The following is an 18,928-nucleotide window of genomic DNA, read 5'->3' as shown; positions in this document are numbered from 1 at the left end:
AAAATTAAATAAACCAATCCTTTTTGTTCAACATTGTGATGATGATTTAGTACCCGAGAAAGAACTTTGGGCTATTCATACCGATCTAGATGTTCAAGAACAAGATTTTTTTGTAAGCAAAACACATGCAAATTCATTTTATAAAACAAACTTAAAAGAAATTTTAGATCAATTATCTGTAAATAGCATTGAATTTTGCGGTGCCCAAACAGAGTACTGTATGGATGCTACGATTAAGTTTGCCCACGGACTGGGATACGAAAACTTTATGGTACAGAAAACAACCTCTACGTTGAATAATCCTTTTATGTCCGCAAAAGAGACAATTGATTTTTACGAGAACATATGGAATCACAGATTTTTAACGTTGCTAAAAGATGAATTTTAGAATAAATGACTAATGACTTGATTACCCTAAGATTTATCAGCCGTAATCAAATATTTCATTATCACCATAAAGAAGCGAATTACATTCAGCTTCTTTTCTTTTAACCTGTTTTATATTCTATATATATCATTATAATTCCTTTGTCATATTATTTTAAAAATTTCGTATATTCATTTGAAAGAATAAGAAATTCATGATAAAATTGTGTTACAAATATATCTATATCTTTCAATTTTTAAAACACATCGAAATTTTCACCCAAAAATGTCATTTTACAAAAACATGCTAATTTATCTATTTTATTTACATCAGGGTCTCTTTTCTTACAATTTCTTTACTTTAGGACTTTTTTTCTGCAACAACTATTTTCTTTTCTTTAAATTTTTGGTATGTATAGTATGGTATAATAGCTCACACGGAGGTGGAAAAGAACATGTTAGAAACCTTTCAAAAAGAATTAGAACTATATGAAAGTAATGCAGAATTATTAAAAGTACTAGCTCATCCTGTTCGTTTATGTATCGTAAAAGGATTAATCGAGCGCGGTCCAAGCAACGTTTCTACAATGTATACTGGCTTAAACATGCCACAATCTACAATTTCACAGCATTTAGCAAAATTAAAAAGCGCTAAAATCGTTTCTAGTGAAAGAAAAGGGTTGGAAATTTATTACAAGGTAGAGAACGAAACAATAATTCAACTCGTTCGCGTATTATTAGGTTAGGGACTAATAATCGAAGAAAAAGAACGTATTCTATATTTTTTATCTCATATCTTTAATATAAATATATATCATGAGAGGAAATATATAATACTACATAAGTCGTATTAAAAAACAAGACACAGTATATACTGTGTCTTGTTTTTTATATTGTTACATACCGCTCCAAATGTAAATGTTGCATATCTTTTGTATGTATAACAACATCAAACGCACTCCCTAATCCTCCATTCAAAATCATAGAACGCACTGCTCGATTTTGTTTTTGCGTTTCAGAAAAAGGATTCGTATCTTGATGATTCGTAAGCTGTTCTAATATTCCTGCCGCTAACAAAAACTCAGATTGCTTCTTATGCCATACTGCACTCATTCCTTGCAGACTAAACATCTCCTTTAGCTCGTCCCAATGAATATGAGTAGTAAGATCCATTTCACCTGGATGCGCTAGTGGGTTACGTATTAGATTATGCTGATAATAACCTCGTAAACTTCCTTCACGGTGTGCTGGATGCATCCATTCTTCTTTTGTGTATCCGTAATCAACTGTAATACATATACCTTTTTGAAACCATTTCGCAATTTCTTTTATATACTCCTCCATCACAATTGGTACTTCAAAACGTTGCCCTTCAGCAATATGAATATTATATTTCAATAAATAGCGACCAATTCTTTTATCTAACGGCCTACATACTTCTGAAAGGTTTCCTTCCTCTGTATATGTAATACGTACTTCATACAACATACCATTTCTTTTCTCAATTATTTCAACAGGAAATGCATCAAACAACTCATTTGAAAAAAGAATTCCCTCGAAAGAATCTCCCATTTCACTATAAGACGTATAGTACGATACATTAGAAAATGAGCCAAGGTGCTCCTGCTGTAATTTTCTATGAAAAGGGCTCAATTCAATCATTGAATAGTTTAAATCAATAAAGGTTTTTGGAGATAATTGCTTCCATTCTTGTAAAACATCATAGGCAAACTTTCCTGTTCCCCCGCCAACCTCACAAATATTCGGAGCAACTTCACCATTTTCAACAAGACGAATAAAAAGTTTAGCAAAAGTTTTTGCAAAAACAGAGGAAACGTTGCTACTTGTAAAAAAATCCCCTTGTCTTCCAATCTTTTCACGTTCTTTCATATAATATCCATGACCTTCTGTATATAATACAAGGTTCATATACGTACTATATGAAATTGAATAATCCTTTTCTTTCCCCATCCATTCTCTTAAAATGAGCTCCATTCCCATAATGACTCCTTATTGTAAAAACGGATTATTTTCTTTTTCAAAACCAATGCTTGTTTCTGGACCATGTCCACATAACACCGCTGTTTCATCTGGTAATACAAATAATTTCTCTTCAATACTTCCAATTAATTCAGCAAAACTTCCACCAGGTAAATCTGTTCTTCCAATGCTCATTTGGAACAATACATCTCCTGAGAACACAGCATTCGCCTCTTTACTATAATAAGAAATACTTCCAGGAGAATGTCCTGGCGTCTCAAAAATTTCAAAATTAAATGATCCAATTGTTAATGTACCTTCTGCATCAATAATATGATCCGCTGGTTTTGCTGTAATACTGCGGTTCATCATGAAAATTTGAGAGCCGTTTACAGTTGCATCTCCTAACCAATCTGCTTCTTCTTTATGTACGTATACAGGAATATAAAAAGCGTCTCTTACCGCATCAACAGCACCGATATGATCAAAGTGAGCATGCGTTAATAAAACAGCCAATGGTTTTAATTGTTCTTCTTGTAAATATGTAACGAGCTTTTCACCTTCGTGACCAGGGTCAAAGATAATGCACTCTTTTTGATCGTTCATTAAAATATAAGCATTTGTTTGTAATGGGCCTAACGGCATTTGTATCCATTTCATATGAAAATCTCCTCCAGTTATTAAACTTACTTTTAATGATACAACATTTCTTTCTCTTAGGAAAAGAAAGGATGCTATCTCGACAATCATTTTTAAAACATGTACAATATAAAAGAGTAAATATTCCAAAAACTCATAATAAGAAATGGGTAGACAGAGGAGGATATTGCATGGGCCTTGTTATTATTTTTACACTTGTCACTCTGTTAGCTGTATTTGCTACGCTTAGAACACTTCGTGAAAAAAACTTTTTCGCGAGCGGCTTTGCAATTGCAACTGTACTCGTTTTCGGATGGTTTACGATCATGACTGTTCTATATAACGGGTATCCACCAGCAGCTTAATTCGTTTACACTTTATTCTTCATCGAGATTTCACACAAAAAGAGGAAGGGTTCCCCTTCCTCTTTTCATATTTCAAAACTTATATCATCTTCGCTTCGTATTTGTGCTTTTTTACAAGCCAAGCTCCTCCGATAACACCTGCATCATTACCAAGTGTTGCAATAGCTAACTTCGTGCTCTTTACAGCACGTGAGAAAGCGTATTGCTCGAAATAGCGTTGAATTGGTTCTAATAGCGCATCTCCAGCTTTAGACACGCCTCCACCAATAACAATTTTCTCTGGGTTCAACGTACTAGATAGGTTCGCTACAGCTAACCCTAAATAAGAAGCTACTTTTTCTACTACTTCGCCTGCTAATTCATCACCTTGTCCAAGTGCTTCAAAGACATCTTTTGATGTAATACGTCCTTCTTCAGCTAACATAGAACGCAACATGCTTTCTTTATTAGTCTCTTGTATTTTTTGCATAGCAACACGTACAATACCTGTCGCAGATGCTACTGTTTCTAAGCAACCAGACTTCCCGCAATTACATGGGAAAGCATTTTCTGTAACTACTGTAATATGTCCAATCTCACCAGCAGCACCACTCACGCCGTGTACAATCTCACCATTGGCGATTACACCACCACCAACGCCCGTACCAAGTGTCATGCAGATTAAATCTTTTGCACCTTCACCAGCACCTTTCCACATTTCACCAAGCGCTGCTAAGTTTGCATCATTATCAATAACAACAGGTAATCCTGTTTCTACTTCTAATAAATCTTTTAGCGGATAGTTTTTCCACCCTAAATTAACCGCTTCATAAATCATTCCAGATGCCACATGTACAGGGCCAGGAGCTCCCATACCAATACCAATTAACTTGCTCTTCAATTCGCCTAATTCTTCTAGCTTTTTATCAATTGCTTTCGCAACATCAAGTGTAATATGTTTTCCTTGCTCACCTGTATTTGTAGGGATTTCCCACTTATGTAAAATTTCACCGTATACATTAATAAATGCTAATTTAATCGTTGTACCACCAAGGTCAACACCAACTAACCATTTCTCTTCCATGTTGCTTACCTACCTTTATCTAATTCTTATTTAGCTCTTTTTGAATTTCTTGCTTCAATAAAAATAAAGCTGTTTGATAGTCTTGTGGATCGATTAGCTGTGATTGATTTAATTCACGCAATTCATCTTGCATTAATTGTAAATCTGCAATTCGATCTCCCGTATAAATAATCGTACCAAATTTCTTTAGCAATTGCTGAATATCATAAATAGATACCATTTCATCACCCTCTATGCTCACTTACTATAAAAATTATAATAAGAAAACGTTCACATATTTTATTATAATCAAGAAGAAAAAGTCTCGTCAATTTTTATTTGTCTATACAAGCTCATTTATAAGCATTGTTCCTTTTTCTGTAATAATTTTTTCTATATTTTTATCAAATGGTTCTACCGGAATGTGTTTTACCATTTGAAAATCATATGCTAATGATAGCGTTTTCCCTTTATAATGCACGAGATAACGATCATAATAGCCCCCGCCGTATCCAATCCGCTCTCCTCGCTCTGTATAAGCTACGCCTGGCACAATTTGAAGATCAATTTCATCCACATTCACTTCTTCCGTAAGTCCCGGAATCGGTTCACGTAAATTCATATACACCGTTTCTAATTGATCAAAATTATTAATTTTCCGGAAAGACATCGTTCTTGTTCCTTTATTACACTTAGGAACTACAACTTTCTTTCCTTCTTCCCAAGCTTTTTCGATAATAGGATATGTATTCACTTCATTTTCCATTGAGAGAGTAATTCCAATTGTTTTAGCTTCAATCCACTCTTTTTGCGCATACAACGAAAATGCAATCTGTTCTGATAAAGTTGTATACTGTTCTTCTGATAAAGAATTCATGTGTTCTATTATTTGTTTACGCAAACGCACTTTCTCTTCTTTCACACATTCTCCTCCTTACAGTGACACTTTACTCTATGATGATAGTGTATCACTTTTAACATAGGAATCGAATAAAAAAAGAAACAGTAGGAAAATATTCCTACTGCTTACTTTGTTTCACGGTGTAACGTAGACTTCTTGTCACGCTTGCAATACTTTTTAAGCTCGATACGCTCAGCGTTGTTACGTTTATTTTTCTTTGAGATATAGTTACGATCTCCGCATTCTGTACATGCTAGAGTAATATTCACACGCATTCTTATTTCCCTCCAGTACTAATAACTTAAATCAGACTATACTATAATACCACTTTTAAAATAAAAATTCTACACCTTTTGATATTGTCTAATTTTTTCTATAAGATTTTTCATGTTTTCCCTTGCTATTACTGGGTTTCTAGCATGTGAATACACTAAAAATTTTGGTTGTTTTGTGTCAGAAACGATATAAGACCACTCTTTTTCAGTATATTTGAACTGTACTCCTTCAAATATACCTTCTCCCTTTCTTTCTATATCATCCAATAATTTCCTCATAATTTTCCCTTTTTCATTCCATGAACATACCACTTCATCATAAAGTAAATAGAGCGGAGGTGATTGCTCTACTATGCTGAGAAACGTTTTTCCTTGCAATGCTATTAGCTCAAATAATTTTCCAATCCGATATAAAATATCTCGCTTCCACCTTACTTGAAACGACTTTCTTTCATCCTGCGTATAAAACAGAAGATAACATTCTCCTAATTTCAAAGACATTGGGTAAATATTTCCTGTCGATTCGAGTAAGAAATCTGGAATATCTACCTCTTCCAAATCTGTACCCTGGTAAATATTACTATGTTTATCATATAACTCGAAATGATTTCCTTGCTCAGAAAACATAAGAGCCATATTCGCTTTACTTGATTTCATCAAAGCTTTCACATGATCTTTTTGTTCGCTTGCATAAATCCATGTAACTGTACAACCAAGTCTTTGTAGAAAGAGCATAAGTAAATGTTGCAACGTATCATTTCTCTTATTAATAAGAAGATGAAACTTCTGCATCTGTATTTTCTCGATATCAATATGCCCCAATATAACTTCTATATACTCATTCATAGAAATATGAACCAGCTTATTTCGCCCCATCTCTTTCTCATGCACGTAATAAAACAATTCGGACATATATACTTGTTCTATCTCTTTTTGCTGCTTATACGTTAACGGCATGCCAGCTTGACCATACAACTTTATAACGATCTCATTCTCATTTTCCACTTGGATGAAAACCCCACCTGCACATTGCAAATGATGAACACTATATTGAAAAAGTGACTCGTTCATTTCTTTACATTCCATCGTATGAATCCCTATACCATGAATAGCATGTAAAAATAAATTTTTATAAGAGGTTGTTTCTATATTTTCTTGACTTCCAATTAATATACTTTCCCCTTTTGTGAAAAGGGAGCCATACGCCATCGCAATCTTCACGATAAACTGGGGAGTAATTTCAACATTCCCTCTTCCTACAATGCGGCTTTTTTGTAACCACCCTGCACTCATTTCACTCTCTTGAATACCAGCCGCTCCTACTATCGAATGACTATCAATCGCCTTATAAGGCCATAGTTTTCCTTTTTGCTTAATTACCGTACTTCTCCCGATATGACAGTGATCCGCTACAACGCTTTTTTGAAACAGTGTAACGTCATCTTCAACCATTGTACGCTCTCCTATTGTCGTTTCTAATAGTTCACAATACTTCCCAATGTGGGCATTTGCAAAAACAATACTTTTTTGAAGATGAGAATAACTTGAAACGATACTATTTTTCCCAATAATAGAATATGGCTCAATTACAGCTCCTGTACCAATCTTTGCTCCTTCTCCAATAAAAGAGGGGCCATGAATTTTCGTCCCTTTCCCAATCGTCACCCCTTCTCCCATCCATACCATCGGTAATACTTCCGTATAAGGAATAGATACTTGTAACTTTTTCGTTAACAAATCAAATTGCGCTTGTCGATATTGATTAAATGTGCCGATATCTAACCAATAGCCTTCTGACAAATATGCAAATAACACATTTTTGTTTGCCAATAACGGAAACACATCATGACTGAAATCAAAAAATTGCCTAGGCGGTATGTAAGAAAAGATTTCTGGCTCCATAATATATATGCCTGTATTCACAACATTAGAGACTACCTCATTCCAGCCCGGCTTTTCTATATATCGCGTAACCTCCTGGTCTTTATTCATTACAACCAATCCAAATGAGAGTGGATTTTCTACTTCTTTCACAAACATTGTTACCATTCTTTTCTTTTGTTCATGAAACCTAATTCCTTCTGATAATTGAAAGTCAGTTAATGCATCCCCACTTATCACAACAAATGTTTCATCTAAAAATTGTTCTGCTTGTTTAATGCTCCCTGCTGTACCAAGCGGAGGAGAGTCTTCAAAATAATACAAGTTAACTCCCCATTTACTACCATCACCAAAATATTGCTTAATGGTCGTACTCATATATTGAACAGTAATTGCAATTTCACGAATACCATGCTGGCGTAATAACTCAATATTGTATTCTAAAACTGGTTTTTCTAATAATGGTAACATCGGCTTTGGAGTATTACATGTTAATGGTCTAAGACGTCTTCCTTTTCCTCCAGCTAAAATAACCCCCTTCATATACTTCAGCCTCCACTTATATAATGTTCAGTAGCTCCATATACCATATGTATATTCTCTATCCCACATGAACTAGCAGCATAAACTTGATTAGTTAAACGAATCCTCATTTTAAAGACCCTATAATTAAATTTCCCACCTATAAAAGCGTACGTTTCAAATACAAAGAAAGCGCTTACTATCATTTGGTAAAATAATACTTATTTAAAATCAACATACATACTAATTTTCCCATTACATTATGATACATCTTATCATCATAAACTTAAGGAAACAACGAGCTTTTTTTGTCATGTTTTGACTAAAAAAAGCAGGTGATTTCTCATCACCTACTTTAATTCCTACTCATTCAATAAATAATGCTTTCCTTTTACTAAATAAAAGACATTTTCAGCAATATTTGTAATATGGTCTGCTACACGCTCAATATATCTCGCCACAAATGATAATTGTGTAATTTGCGTAATTGCTTCTGGTTGTTCTGGAACTGAAGATATAAACTCACGAATTGCTTTTCCATATATTTCATCAACAGAATCATCCATTTCAGCAATTTGTTTCGCAAAAGTTAAATTTTCTTGTTCATATGCTTCTAACGCTAAATGCAACATCTTATTTGCAACCGCAAACATTTCATCCAGATTGTGCAAACTAACAGCCACTTCTTTTTCCCCAAGACGAATTGTAGCCTTTGCAATATTAACAGCATGATCTGCAATACGCTCTAAATCTGTCGCTGTTTTAATCGAAATAAAGATCCTTCTTAAGTCACTCGCTACAGGTTGCTGCTTCGTAATAAGCATAAGCGCAAGATCGTTTATTTCCTCTTCTAAATTATCCATGCGGTAATCGCCATCAATGACCTCTAACGCTTTCTCTACATCCCTTGTATGCAGACCTTCCATAGCAATCAATAAAGCCGCATTTGCTAATTCGCCAAGCTCAATCACCTTTTGCTGTAACACTTTTAAATCACCTTGAAACTGTTCTCTTACCATTTTTTCTTCCCCCTCAATACTATGTGCCAATATATATAAAGTGAAGCTTTAATCAGCCCTCATCAATCGGGCTTTTACTGACAGCCCGATCCCCACCTAACTTCTTTACTTTCGCTGAATTTTGAAGTGGGGGTCTTATTGTCCGCAAATAGCGGGATAAACCTCCTACATAACCTCTTACGCCTGTAATAAACCTTAAGATAGAAGATCCCAAAATAAGAAATGCCCTCTGTTAAGAGGGCATTTTCTCTTAGCTTTGCAACGATATCAACCAAAGCGACCTGTAATATAATCTTCTGTACGCTTATCTGAAGGCGTCGTAAATAATTTGTTTGTATCTGTATACTCCACAACTTCCCCGCTTAAGAAGAAAGCAGTTTTGTCTGAAATACGCGCTGCTTGTTGCATATTATGCGTTACGATAACAATACTAAAGTCTTTCTTTAACTCTTGAATTAATTCTTCTACTTTTAATGTTGAAATTGGATCTAGTGCCGATGTTGGCTCATCCATTAAAATAACGTCTGGCTCAATAGCTAAGCAACGTGCGATGCATAGACGCTGTTGCTGTCCACCAGATAAACCGTATGCATTATCGTGCAAGCGATCTTTTAACTCATCCCAAATCGCTGCTCCACGTAAACTTTTTTCAACAATTTCATCTAATGTCTTTTTGTCACGAATACCATGAATTTTTGGACCGTATGCTACATTCTCATAAATAGATTTTGGAAATGGATTTGGCTTTTGGAACACCATTCCTACGTGCGTTCTTAATTCTTCAACTGGATATGATTTATCAAATATATTGCGTTCTCTATATTCAATTACACCTGTAGTTCGAACGATCGGTACTAACTCTACCATACGATTTAACGTTTTTAAGTACGTTGATTTACCACAGCCACTTGGACCGATAATTGCTGTAACTTCATTCTCATGAATACTTAAATTAATATCTTTTAAAGCATGGTCTTCCCCATACCATAAATTTAAGTTTTTCGTATCAAATACTACTTTCTTTGGCGCAGTCTCAATTTTCTCTTCGTTTTTCACCTGTACATTTACTACTGTTGCTACCATTTGAATTCCCCTTTCATCCACTTCCAACTTATTTTCGATTTCGTAACCATAAAACAAATATATTGATAAATAGCAACAAACCTAACAAAACAATCATCCCAGCTGCTGCTACATACTGAAATTCTTCTTGTGGCCTACTCATCCAATTAAAAATTTGAATTGGTAAAACTGTAAATCTATCAAACATACTAAATGGAACATAATTTGCAAACGCAAGTGCCCCAATAACTAATAGTGGTGCTGCTTCTCCAATTGCTCTTGATATCGCTAACGTACAGCCCGTTATAATCCCCGGGAAAGCATATGGCAATACAACCTGATACATCGTTTGCCACTTCGTAGCACCTAATCCGTAAGAACCCTCTAATAATACACTTGGTACTGATCGGATTGCTTCTTGACTCGCCACAACAACTGTTGGTAAGACGAGTAAACTCATCGTCAGTGCTGCTGCAACTATACTCTCTCCTAAATGAAGAGCATATACAAAAATAGTTAAACCAAGTAATCCAAATACAACGGATGGTACTCCTGCTAACGTTTGATTATTAATCTCTACTATTTTTTTAAATAGAGATTCCTTCGCATATTGCTCTAAATAAAGGGCTGTTCCAACTCCAAATATAAAAGAAACAGGTATAACAATACTCATAAATAATATTGTCCCTGACAAAGCTGCAGCAATACCAGCTTCTTTCGGATTACGTGAAGCGAAATTTGTAAAGAAATCTATTGAAAGATAGCTTATACCTTTTTCAACAATTTGAAACAGTAACACAAACAAAATTACGATTGAAAATAAAATTGCTATATAAAATAACAATTTGTAAATTCGATCTTTTAAAAATCGTGATGCCATGTTTTTTTGTATTTTTTTATGATTCAACATCCGCATATTATGTCATCCTCCTAAAACGGCGCATAATTGACTGCGAAATGATGTTCATAATAAAAGTAAACAAAAATAATGTTGCACCTACAGCATACATGCTGTAATACGTAATCGTTCCATGCGGAGCATCACCTAAACTTACTTGCACAATATAGGCTGTTAACGTTTGAATAGAATGTGTCGGATCAAGCGATACATTTGGTGTGGATCCTGCCGCAATTACAACAATCATCGTTTCACCAATTGCACGCGAAGCCGCTAATATAATTGCTGCCATAATCCCTGTAAAAGCGGACGGAAACACCACTTGTTTTACCATTTCAAACCGCGTCGCTCCGAGTGCTAATGAAGCTTCTTTCGTCCCTTTCGCCACAGCTCTCATCGCGTCTTCAGATAAAGATGCAACTGTAGGCATCATCATAAATCCGATAACGATTCCTGGACTAATCGCATTAAAAAACTGTAAATCTGGTATAACCCTTTGTAAAAGCGGCGTAACAATTGTTAATGCAAAAAAACCATATACAATTGTCGGGATACCTGCTAATAGCTCTAACATCGGCTTTAATATTTTCCGTGCACCATTTGAGGCATATTCGCTTAAACATACGGCACACGCTAAACCAATAGGAATTGCTACAAACATAGCGATTGCTGTTACAAGGAACGTTCCGCATATAAGTGGTAATATACCGAATTTAGGATTTTCAAAAAACGGTAACCATTCTTTCTCCGTCAAAAAGGAGTACAATGATATTTTTTGAAAAAACATGATTGTTTCATTAGAGAGCGTAAAAACAATTCCAAGTGTCGTAACAATAGAAACGCTAGCAATTATTTTTAGTAACAAAGGCATTATTCGATTGATTCGCTGCGTTTTTTTTCTTTGTTTTGTATTTCTTTCAATCAAATGTTGTACAGAAAATGTAATTTGACTTTTATCATTATGAGCCAAAGATGAAAACCCCTTTCCACCCTGACATTACCTTTTTATTTCTGTTAACATACGCAGCTGTTCATTGTATTTTTCTTTTCGTAATTTTACATACCCGACCTCTTCAGCGAGGTTACCAACATGCTGAATCATAAACTCAACATAGTTTGCTACATTCATTTTATTTCGGATAGATGCATTATTCACATAAGTAAGTAGCGGCCTAGATAACGGCTTATACTTACCCGACTGAATGGTCTCTTTCGTCGGAAATACACCATTCACTTTTATTGCTTTCACCTTATCTCGATTAGCCATATAATAAGCATATCCTACAAAAGCAATGGCATGTTTATCATTCATTACCCCTTGCATAATAACTTGATCATCTTCAGACAAAGAGACTTTTTTTACAATGCGATGATTTTGTAAGATGACATTTTGAAAATAATCATAAGTACCAGAGTCTACGCCTGGTGCATAAAACTTCACTTGTTCACGTGGCCATGTTGAATGAATTTGTGACCATCGCTTCTCTCTTCCATCTTCACTCCACAGTAAACGTAACTCGTCTACTGACATATCGTCTACCCATGTATTGTGCCGATTCACAACGATTGTAAGACCATCGTTAGCGACCTCAAAAGGTGTGAACTGAATAGAGTTTTTCTTCATCTCATTTTTCTCGACTTGTTTCATTACTCTCGAAGCATTATTTATATCTACTTCTCCTTTACTGAAACGATTAAATCCTCCTCCAGTTCCAGAAACACTGATGGAAATTTTCACGTCTGGATGCACCTTTGTATATTCCTCCGCTACTGCTTCTATAATAGGAAAAACCGTTGAGGATCCATCAACTCTCACTTCTCCCATATCATTTAAAGCAAATGCAGTAGACATTTCAAAACAGAGGAACCATATCGATAGTACGAAAATTGTAATCGGTGTACGCATCCATTTCACGTGTTCTTCCTCCTAGAAGTAACCGGAAATAACAGGATTACAGATATAAGAATACTGCTAAACTATTAATTCGGTTTTAATTGTTTGTAAAAGTTTTGTAAAGTTCCACAAAAATCAACATACGATAAAGTGAAACTTTAATCAGCCCTCACCAATCGGGCTTTTACGGACAGCCCGACCCCCACCTAACTTCTTTGCTTTCGCTGAATTTTGAGATGGGGGTCTTACTGCCCGTTAATAGCGGGATACAATTTTAATCGGTAGTAGTTATTCATTTTCTCTGATAATTTCCCTATAAAACAGTTATCCCCTATCTCATCATATACAAGTATTATTTATATGGACGCGTGTTTTTTCAATATTGTATACTTGTCCACATTTATTACACGATATGCATAAACCATAAAAAAAAGCACACTATCTTTTCAGATAGTGTGCTTTTTAAATTTTTTTTTATTCATCATCTTGATCTTTATTTTTATTGTTTTTGTCATCTTTTGGAGCTTCACCATTTACTTCTTGGTTTTTCAAATCAAAGTAAGCGTCCATAATTTCACGACCAATATATCCATTAATACCAGTCTTATCATCATGTACCCAGGGAACAACAACAGAGAATGCTACTTCTGGATCTTCAAGTGGCGCATAACCTACTAATGTTAAGTTATATGTTTCCACACGTTCACCGTTTGCTTTTCTACCAATCTCTTTATCTCCGCCATACACAGTTTGCGCGGTACCTGTCTTCCCTGCCGCTTTATATTTTGCACCTGTAAAGTATTTGGTAGCTGTACCACCTGAATCATTATACACTTGTCTAAATCCTTCTTGAACACGTTTAATTTGCGATTCTGGCATATCAACACGATTTAATACTTTCGGTTCCATAGATTGAACAACTTTCCCAACCTCATCTGGTTTCACTGCCGGTTGACGAATTTCTTTTACAACTTGTGGTTGCATACGATATCCGCCATTGGCAATCGTCGAAATATATTGCGCTAATTGAAGCGGTGTATACGTATCATACTGTCCAATTGATAAATCTAGTAAGAAACCTGGTTGACTACTTCTACCCATCTGACCAGCAGATTCATTCGGTAAATCAATTCCTGTTTTTACACCAAGTCCAAACTGTCCGAAATAATAACGCATCGTATCAAATGCTTTTTGAGGTATATCTAACGTACCACCTCTCACATATTGAACACCAGCGATATTCATCGCTGTTTTAAACATATAAACGTTAGAAGACATTTTTAAAGCTGTAAGGTCATTAATATATCCCATCGTTTTCCAAGACGACTTCGTAGGTGTACCTTTTAATTTAATTGGTTCATCCAATTGTACTGCCCCTGGTTGAATCGCACCAGTTTGATATCCAGTAAGTACTGTTGCACCTTTTACAGTTGACCCCATCGGATAAGAACTTGTCATGGTACCTAATGCAAAGTCATTTACTTTCGTTTGACCATCTTCATTAACTAATTGTTTCCCAGCCATGGATAAAACTTCACCATTTTTCGGATTCATCATTACAACGAATGCGCGATCTAAAAGAGGTTCGCTTCCTTTAAATCTCATTAAATTCTTCGCAAGAATATCTTCCACACGCTTTTGTAATTCCATATCAATTGTTAAGTTCAGGTCATTACCACTTTGCCCTTTTGATACATTAATCGTTTCTAAAATATTACCGTTTTTATCTGTAACATTTCTAACTTCTGCTTTCGTACCGTGCAGGCTATCTTCATACTGTTGTTCAAGATAACTTTTGCCTACTCGATCATTCCGATTATAATCACGGACAAGATAGTAATCTAGTCTTTCTCTCGGTAAGCCTTCATCAGATGTCGACACCCCACCAAGTACACTTCGGAATAAATCATCGTACGTATATTTTCGATCCCAATCAACATTTGTATCTACACCTGGTAATGCTGCTAGGTTTTCACTAATAATCGAATATTCCTTTTCTGTAGCATCCTTTTTAATAACTTGAGGTGTCATTGCATATCCGCCATCCATCTTACTCTTAATCGCTAGTATTTCTAGATCTTTTGCGGATAATTGATTAATCTCTTCTTCTGTTACACGACTGCGCTGACGCTCGTCTAATTCTTTATCATCAATTTTTTTATCTTTAAACTCTTGACGATCTTTATTCGTAATTTTTTCTTTAGCTTCCTCTTTATGCATAGCAAGCCAATAATCTTTTTTATCGCGATCTGTTAATTTATCTGTCGGTACTTCAATCAAATCTGCTAGCTTTTTCGCTGTTTCTAAGCGATCCTCTGCAGTTGATCCTTTCATTTTTGTAAATGTAATAGTACGAATGGCTGCATTATCTACTACAGGTCGCCCATAACGGTCAAATATTTTCCCACGCGGTACAGGATTACTTATCGTTGAGTTTTCTTTTTTCTCCACTTCATTCTTATATTCTTCACCGCGAACAATTTGTACATATCCGAGCCTTACAATAACCGCGGAGAACATTAAAAACACGCAGAAAAACAGCACGTTTAACCGAAAAGGAACGTGGGTCTTTTTCTTATTTTGCTTCTGCTTCTTGCTCATACAAACCCCCTCTACCAACAGCTATGTAATGTGAAAGGGACACCTTCATACAGGTGTCCTCACTGCTGTCTTACATCTTTTTCTATTCTAGCATAAAACAAACGAGAAGTTAACCTTCTGGTTCAGTTTGGTTTTGCGCGTTTCCTTGCGTTACAACACTTGTTTTACTCGCATTTCCCTCATCATATTTGACATTTTTAACTGCAAAATAAATAAGAAAATGTCCAGCACCTAAAATACATAATAAGTAAGGTAAACTTTTTTCAGGTGGAAAGAATAGTACAGCACATAAAAAACTTAAAATGGAACAGATTCTTCCGGCGTTTAACCACAGCTCCCGAACAACGACATATTCCACACGCCATTCTCTCGCATTTTTCGCTCTACCAATTACGTCATATGTCATTGATCCGTACGGAACAAGTAAAATAGGATATGCAATCGCAATACATGCCGCATAAATAAGTAATTTCGTGTATGTAACATTGAAAATAACTAAAAAGACGACAGCATATAAAATAATGCCCCCAAGTAAAATTGCTTTTTTTCGCCACTCCTTCTTTAACATACGAGCAACTAAGTAATAACATACAAAGGATACAGCAGAGTTCACTAAACTATATTTCCCTAATGCGAACTCACTATTAGTTGCTAAATAAACATAGACTGAAATAACAAAAATAAATGTGCCTTCTCTCAACCCTTGGAAAAAATGAGCTCGTGTAATCTTTCCCCAGTTTTTATCAATCCGTCTTTCTTTCAATACTTGCACGATTTCATAACGCCCTTCACATTCTCTTTTAGATAAAAAGAAGCTTAAGACGACAGCAATTGCAAATAGAACTAATGAAAGAAAGAATATAACAGTATAACCACTCCATTTCTCCATACGTGAAATTGTGTATCCTGCTGCTATTGGTCCGATCATCCCAGAGAAGGATGTAAGAAGTCCAAGAAATCCATTAAAGAAATCTCTTGTTTCTGGTTCTGTAATTTCAAATGTCAATAAGTTAAAAGCCAACCAGTAAAAACCGTATCCTACCCCTAAAAGAGCCCCCATTAATAAAATATACTGGGAAGCGCTTTTTCCAGCCACTAAAACAACAATAAAAAAAATTGCGAGCGTTCCTACTCCTATTCGTAATAAAATCGAGCGATCGATACGTTTCGCTAATTTTCCCCCTACAAGAAATGTGAGAGGCTGTAATACAACGCTGGCCAAATTATACAAGCCAAGATTCACATAATTTTGTGTTTGTTTCCATAAATAAATATTTACAAACGTATTCGATAAAGAAATTGCGAGCGTGTATAAACCTCCTATAAGGAGCAATAACACCAAATCCCGATTCACTTCAACGTCACCAATTATATGTTTCCACTTCATACACAACTCTCCTTTACTTCTTGTTCTAGTCTTCCAAAGACAAGCTCAATTATGTAAAAGGAAAGCATAGAAAAAAGCTAGGGGCTCTCCCCTAGCTTTTTTCTATATTTATTACAATTATTTTGCTTCTTGGTAACGTTTTTCAGCAGCGTTCCAATCTACAACGTTCCAGAATGCACCAATGTAGTCTGGACGACGGTTTTGGTAGTTTAAGTAGTAAGCATGCTCCCAAACATCTAAACCGATAACTGGCGTTTTACCTTCAGTTAAAGGAGAATCTTGGTTTGGAGTGCTTGTTACTTCTAACTCACCATTGTTTACTACTAACCAAGCCCAACCAGAACCGAAGCGAGTTGCGCCAGCTTTTGCGAATTCTTCTTTGAATGCATCGAAGCTACCGAATTTTGCTTCAATTGCAGTTGCAAGTTCACCTACAGGTTGTCCTCCGCCGTTTGGAGATAGGATTGTCCAGAAGAATGTATGGTTAGCATGTCCGCCACCATTGTTACGTACTGCTGTACGGATTGCTTCTGGTACTTCGTTTAAGTTTGCAACTAATTCTTCTACGCTTTTGTCAGCTAATTCTGCATGACCTTCTAAAGCAGCGTTTAAGTTTGTAATGTACGTGTTGTGATGTTTTGTATGATGGATGTTCATTGTTTCCTTGTCAAAGTGAGGCTCTAAAGCATCATACGCATAAGGTAAATTTGGTAATTCGTGTTTTGCCATTGTTATATTCCTCCCAGTTTATGTATTGTCACTTAAGTGACATACAACTTCATTCTACCCTAATTGCCATAGGGTGCAAACAAATAAATCACATTGTCTTGCTATCATTAAAGTAGCAAAATTCCCACTTCTTTTCAATTAAAATGCTCATATATTCCGTAAAAAAAGCTTCCTTCTACAAGGAAGCTTTCTGCTAACATATAAACATGCGAAATGGATATGGACCCTGTAGGACTCGAACCTACGACCGGACGGTTATGAGCCGTCTGCTCTAACCAGCTGAGCTAAGGGTCCACAATTATGTATGTAACAACATATCAAATAAAGGAATTCCTATCGGATATATCGTTTAAGAAATGTAAGATAAATTTACCATATAGAAAAGAAAAGTGTCAATTGTATTTTTCTCATTTAAAAGAAGAAAGTTAATAAAAAGAAATTTAGTTATCTCCACTATATGTAAATATAATATATCTTGAGATTCTCTAGATTCCTACGTTACAATGATTCTATACATACATAAAGGAAGTGAATCTATGTCCATATTTACCCAATTCGTAAAAAGCATATACTCGCCTAAAGATATGGCACTATTCCGTTTTCAAAAAATCGGTAAAACCATTTTGTATATTATGCTACTTTGCTTAATTACTACTATTCCAAGAACTTTCTTGTACGGTAGCTTTATCCAAGATAGTGTAAACATGGTAAATCAAGTCATCGATAAAGATTTACCTGATTTTAAAATTGAAAATGGCGAACTAAAAGCCGATATTGATCAACCTATTGAAAAAGAAGAAGGAAATGCACTTTTCGTATTTGATCCAAATTCAACAGACCTAGAAAAATATCAAAATAAAACAGGTTTATTTGTTTTAAAAGATAAAGTAGTCTCTATGGGAAATGGTCAAACACAAACGTATTCTTATAACGATTTGTTAGGTGCATCTCTTGAGAAAAAAGATCTACAAGAATTCATTTCTTTATTCGATAATATTTACCCAATTTTACTATTTGTCATCGGATTTTTAGTGTACCTATTCCAACTATTTATCACTTTTGTAGGAGTAACTTTACTGGCCTTCATCGGTTCTGCCATGAGCGGTCAACGTAAATTATCCTATAAACAAGTTTGGACACTGACTGCGTACAGTTACACAATCCCAACCATTTTCTTCATGATTATGGATTTATTCAAAATCGTCGTACCTGGGGCAACGTTCATTTATATCGCTGTTGTTTTAATCGTTCTGTACTTAACAATTAAAGAAGTTCCAAAACCGAAAGAAAAATAAGAACGAAAAAAAATGCCTAAATAGGCATTTTTTTTTTGGACAAGCATATATTCCTAGCAAAGGAGTGAAGAA

The 18,928-nt window shown here is 35.3% G+C and carries 19 protein-coding genes and 1 tRNA gene; 4 read left to right on the top strand and 16 right to left on the bottom strand.

Annotated features, from left to right (window positions below; genetic code table 11):
* Together MR170_RS07250 and MR170_RS07245 are read left to right on the top strand one after the other, a co-directional pair.
* On the top strand, positions 1-388 hold a 388-nt coding region (locus MR170_RS07250), incomplete at its 5' end, for an isochorismatase family protein (protein ID WP_242307841.1).
* A gap of 433 nt (positions 389-821) precedes the next feature.
* A complete protein-coding gene (locus MR170_RS07245) occupies positions 822-1,112 on the top strand; it encodes an ArsR/SmtB family transcription factor (protein WP_000894377.1) in 291 nt (96 codons plus the stop codon).
* Positions 1,113-1,254: 142 nt separating this feature from the next.
* On the opposite strand, the gene MR170_RS07240 is transcribed toward MR170_RS07245, so the two are convergent.
* Together MR170_RS07240 and MR170_RS07235 are read right to left on the bottom strand one after the other, a co-directional pair.
* A complete protein-coding gene (locus MR170_RS07240) occupies positions 1,255-2,367 on the bottom strand; it encodes a class I SAM-dependent methyltransferase (RefSeq protein ID WP_226604975.1) in 1,113 nt (370 codons plus the stop codon).
* A 9-nt stretch (positions 2,368-2,376) separates the two neighbouring features.
* Positions 2,377-3,006 carry an MBL fold metallo-hydrolase gene (locus MR170_RS07235; RefSeq protein ID WP_000871230.1) on the bottom strand — a complete coding sequence of 210 codons (630 nt, stop codon included), beginning with the start codon at positions 3,004-3,006 and terminating at the stop codon, positions 2,377-2,379.
* 170 nt (positions 3,007-3,176) lie between these two features.
* Here MR170_RS07235 and MR170_RS07230 point away from each other — a divergent pair, with 170 nt between their 5' ends.
* Entirely contained in the window at positions 3,177-3,350 is a 174-nt protein-coding gene (locus MR170_RS07230; RefSeq protein WP_000524852.1) for a DUF2759 domain-containing protein, read from the top strand.
* Between the two features lie 79 nt (positions 3,351-3,429).
* Here the strand turns inward: MR170_RS07230 and glcK are convergent, their stop codons facing one another.
* The 14 genes from glcK to MR170_RS07160 all read right to left on the bottom strand — a co-directional run bounded on the left by glcK (position 3,430) and on the right by MR170_RS07160 (position 17,855).
* Entirely contained in the window at positions 3,430-4,413 is a 984-nt protein-coding gene (glcK, locus tag MR170_RS07225; RefSeq protein WP_000391701.1) for a glucokinase, read from the bottom strand.
* A gap of 19 nt (positions 4,414-4,432) precedes the next feature.
* Complete coding sequence (locus MR170_RS07220) at positions 4,433-4,633, bottom strand: YqgQ family protein (protein WP_000253699.1); 201 nt, start codon at positions 4,631-4,633, stop codon at positions 4,433-4,435.
* 102 nt (positions 4,634-4,735) lie between these two features.
* Positions 4,736-5,314, bottom strand: coding sequence for a 5-formyltetrahydrofolate cyclo-ligase (locus tag MR170_RS07215; protein WP_242307840.1), 579 nt, complete (start codon positions 5,312-5,314; stop codon positions 4,736-4,738).
* A 104-nt stretch (positions 5,315-5,418) separates the two neighbouring features.
* The gene (rpmG, locus tag MR170_RS07210; protein WP_001265616.1) at positions 5,419-5,568 is read right to left on the bottom strand and encodes a 50S ribosomal protein L33; all 150 of its coding nucleotides are present in this window, start codon (positions 5,566-5,568) and stop codon (positions 5,419-5,421) included.
* 69 nt (positions 5,569-5,637) lie between these two features.
* A complete protein-coding gene (locus MR170_RS07205) occupies positions 5,638-7,992 on the bottom strand; it encodes a sugar phosphate nucleotidyltransferase (RefSeq protein ID WP_242307839.1) in 2,355 nt (784 codons plus the stop codon).
* 341 nt (positions 7,993-8,333) lie between these two features.
* On the bottom strand, positions 8,334-8,990 hold the full coding sequence (phoU, locus tag MR170_RS07200; RefSeq protein ID WP_000251246.1) for a phosphate signaling complex protein PhoU: 657 nt from the start codon (positions 8,988-8,990) through the stop codon (positions 8,334-8,336).
* A 267-nt stretch (positions 8,991-9,257) separates the two neighbouring features.
* A complete protein-coding gene (gene pstB / locus MR170_RS07195; protein WP_000226681.1) occupies positions 9,258-10,073 on the bottom strand; it encodes a phosphate ABC transporter ATP-binding protein in 816 nt (271 codons plus the stop codon).
* Between the two features lie 28 nt (positions 10,074-10,101).
* A complete protein-coding gene (pstA, locus tag MR170_RS07190; protein ID WP_242307838.1) occupies positions 10,102-10,968 on the bottom strand; it encodes a phosphate ABC transporter permease PstA in 867 nt (288 codons plus the stop codon).
* A 1-nt stretch (position 10,969) separates the two neighbouring features.
* Positions 10,970-11,920, bottom strand: coding sequence for a phosphate ABC transporter permease subunit PstC (pstC, locus tag MR170_RS07185; protein ID WP_242307837.1), 951 nt, complete (start codon positions 11,918-11,920; stop codon positions 10,970-10,972).
* A 27-nt stretch (positions 11,921-11,947) separates the two neighbouring features.
* Positions 11,948-12,856, bottom strand: a complete 909-nt coding sequence (locus MR170_RS07180) for a PstS family phosphate ABC transporter substrate-binding protein (protein WP_276575571.1) — start codon at positions 12,854-12,856, stop codon at positions 11,948-11,950.
* Positions 12,857-13,318: 462 nt separating this feature from the next.
* Positions 13,319-15,445, bottom strand: a complete 2,127-nt coding sequence (locus MR170_RS07175) for a peptidoglycan D,D-transpeptidase FtsI family protein (protein WP_016080272.1) — start codon at positions 15,443-15,445, stop codon at positions 13,319-13,321.
* A gap of 109 nt (positions 15,446-15,554) precedes the next feature.
* Positions 15,555-16,832, bottom strand: a complete 1,278-nt coding sequence (locus tag MR170_RS07170; protein WP_000871386.1) for an MFS transporter — start codon at positions 16,830-16,832, stop codon at positions 15,555-15,557.
* A gap of 117 nt (positions 16,833-16,949) precedes the next feature.
* A complete protein-coding gene (gene sodA, locus MR170_RS07165) occupies positions 16,950-17,561 on the bottom strand; it encodes a superoxide dismutase [Mn] (RefSeq protein WP_001052031.1) in 612 nt (203 codons plus the stop codon).
* Positions 17,562-17,781: 220 nt separating this feature from the next.
* Positions 17,782-17,855, bottom strand: a tRNA-Ile gene (locus tag MR170_RS07160).
* 242 nt (positions 17,856-18,097) lie between these two features.
* Here MR170_RS07160 and yqgB point away from each other — a divergent pair.
* The gene (yqgB, locus tag MR170_RS07155) at positions 18,098-18,856 is read left to right on the top strand and encodes a protein YqgB (RefSeq protein ID WP_016080271.1); all 759 of its coding nucleotides are present in this window, start codon (positions 18,098-18,100) and stop codon (positions 18,854-18,856) included.
* Positions 18,857-18,928: the final 72 nt, after the last annotated feature.

Source organism: Bacillus cereus group sp. BfR-BA-01524 (assembly GCF_022662595.1).
Taxonomy (GTDB): Bacteria; Bacillota; Bacilli; order Bacillales; family Bacillaceae_G; genus Bacillus_A; species Bacillus_A thuringiensis_S.
This window is presented reverse-complemented; position numbering and strand designations above follow the sequence as displayed.

Excerpts from the sequence above, each read along its gene's own strand:
- MR170_RS07175 (WP_016080272.1), bottom strand. The coding sequence starts at position 15,445 with ATGAGCAAGAAGCAGAAGCAAAATAAGAAAAAGACCCACGTTCCTTTT.
- MR170_RS07245 (WP_000894377.1), top strand. The coding sequence starts at position 822 with ATGTTAGAAACCTTTCAAAAAGAATTAGAACTATATGAAAGTAATGCA.
- MR170_RS07180 (WP_276575571.1), bottom strand. The coding sequence starts at position 12,856 with ATGCGTACACCGATTACAATTTTCGTACTATCGATATGGTTCCTCTGT.
- yqgB (WP_016080271.1), top strand. The coding sequence starts at position 18,098 with ATGTCCATATTTACCCAATTCGTAAAAAGCATATACTCGCCTAAAGAT.
- sodA (WP_001052031.1), bottom strand. The coding sequence starts at position 17,561 with ATGGCAAAACACGAATTACCAAATTTACCTTATGCGTATGATGCTTTA.
- glcK (WP_000391701.1), bottom strand. The coding sequence starts at position 4,413 with ATGGAAGAGAAATGGTTAGTTGGTGTTGACCTTGGTGGTACAACGATT.
- MR170_RS07220 (WP_000253699.1), bottom strand. The coding sequence starts at position 4,633 with ATGGTATCTATTTATGATATTCAGCAATTGCTAAAGAAATTTGGTACG.
- phoU (WP_000251246.1), bottom strand. The coding sequence starts at position 8,990 with ATGGTAAGAGAACAGTTTCAAGGTGATTTAAAAGTGTTACAGCAAAAG.
- pstB (WP_000226681.1), bottom strand. The coding sequence starts at position 10,073 with ATGGTAGCAACAGTAGTAAATGTACAGGTGAAAAACGAAGAGAAAATT.
- MR170_RS07205 (WP_242307839.1), bottom strand. The coding sequence starts at position 7,992 with ATGAAGGGGGTTATTTTAGCTGGAGGAAAAGGAAGACGTCTTAGACCA.
- MR170_RS07230 (WP_000524852.1), top strand. The coding sequence starts at position 3,177 with ATGGGCCTTGTTATTATTTTTACACTTGTCACTCTGTTAGCTGTATTT.
- MR170_RS07235 (WP_000871230.1), bottom strand. The coding sequence starts at position 3,006 with ATGAAATGGATACAAATGCCGTTAGGCCCATTACAAACAAATGCTTAT.
- pstA (WP_242307838.1), bottom strand. The coding sequence starts at position 10,968 with ATGCGGATGTTGAATCATAAAAAAATACAAAAAAACATGGCATCACGA.
- MR170_RS07170 (WP_000871386.1), bottom strand. The coding sequence starts at position 16,832 with ATGAAGTGGAAACATATAATTGGTGACGTTGAAGTGAATCGGGATTTG.
- MR170_RS07240 (WP_226604975.1), bottom strand. The coding sequence starts at position 2,367 with ATGGGAATGGAGCTCATTTTAAGAGAATGGATGGGGAAAGAAAAGGAT.
- rpmG (WP_001265616.1), bottom strand. The coding sequence starts at position 5,568 with ATGCGTGTGAATATTACTCTAGCATGTACAGAATGCGGAGATCGTAAC.